Consider the following 1,040-nt stretch of genomic DNA (forward strand, 5'->3'; position numbering starts at 1 on the left):
GATATAGTCCACGGCCAGGCCCTGCTCGCGTCCCAGCGCTTCCAGGGTGTCGACGTTGTCGAGGCTCAAAAGCCCCCGGTCGGCGACGACCACCACGCGCTCGAGCCGGAAGCGCTCCAGCAGCTGGGTGATCATCGGCGCCAGCGTCTTCGTCTCCGCGACGTTGCCCTCGAAGACCTCGTGTGCGATGGGCAGCCCCTCGGCGGTCTGGATGACCCCGAGGGCGAACTGGCGATGGATCCCGTGGGTGTCTTTACTCAGCCCGCGCTGGCGCAGATCGCCAGCGACGTGGTGCTCGCCGTGGATCGGCACCGTGGTGATGTCGTAGAACACCACCGAAAGTTCCTGATCCAGCAACGGCCGCAGCAGCGAGGCGGTCATCCGCTCGACCGCCTCGCGCTGGCCGATCAGCGCGTCCATGGCGCGCAGCAACTGCTCATGATGGAGCCCACCGACGGCCACCCCCGGCAGGTGGACGCGCTCGAGCCAGCGCAGCACGCCGAGCTTGCTCTGCGGGTCACACAGCCGGTTGAACACCAGCACCCGGATCACCGCCTCCAGATCAAACTCGCGGTAGGAGGAACGGAAGAGGCGCCGGAGCTGCTCTTCAAAGCCAAGCTCGCGCCAAATCTCGGTGAGCAGCCACGTCGGCCCCAGCGAGCGCGCCGGCTCGAACCCCACGGCCTCGGCATCGATCTCGGGCATCCCGGTGTGGCGGCGCAAACCGCGAATCAGGCTGCGGACCTTGTCCTCGGTGAGCTGATCGGCACGGCCGAGCTGGGCGATCTGGCGCTGGCGGGTGCGCCCCTGCTCATCCCGGTAGCCCTCCACCAGTCGCAGGTAGGTCCGTCCCTGGGAGCGAGAGGCGCGTATGAACATGGCATCGCATAATAACGCCTAACGCTCCACCTATCAATGTACTCACAAAGTATAGTTGGCACAACACGGCCTCCAGCGGTCGGCGCACCCAAGTCACTGATCCGACAGAACCCTAAGGCCACAAATACCCCCTCTCACGGCCTGTGCCTGTGGAACCCGGG

The 1,040-nt window shown here is 66.1% G+C and carries 1 protein-coding gene; it reads right to left on the reverse strand.

Going from position 1 to position 1,040, the window contains the following annotated elements; all coding sequences use genetic code 11:
* Positions 1-879, reverse strand: an 879-nt coding sequence (locus tag ACPEES_RS23545) for an IS1634 family transposase (protein WP_435106970.1), incomplete at its 3' end; no start/stop codon positions are given.
* Positions 880-1,040: the final 161 nt, after the last annotated feature.

This window comes from Arhodomonas sp. AD133, assembly GCF_051195215.1.
Lineage (GTDB): Bacteria > Pseudomonadota > Gammaproteobacteria > Nitrococcales > Nitrococcaceae > Arhodomonas.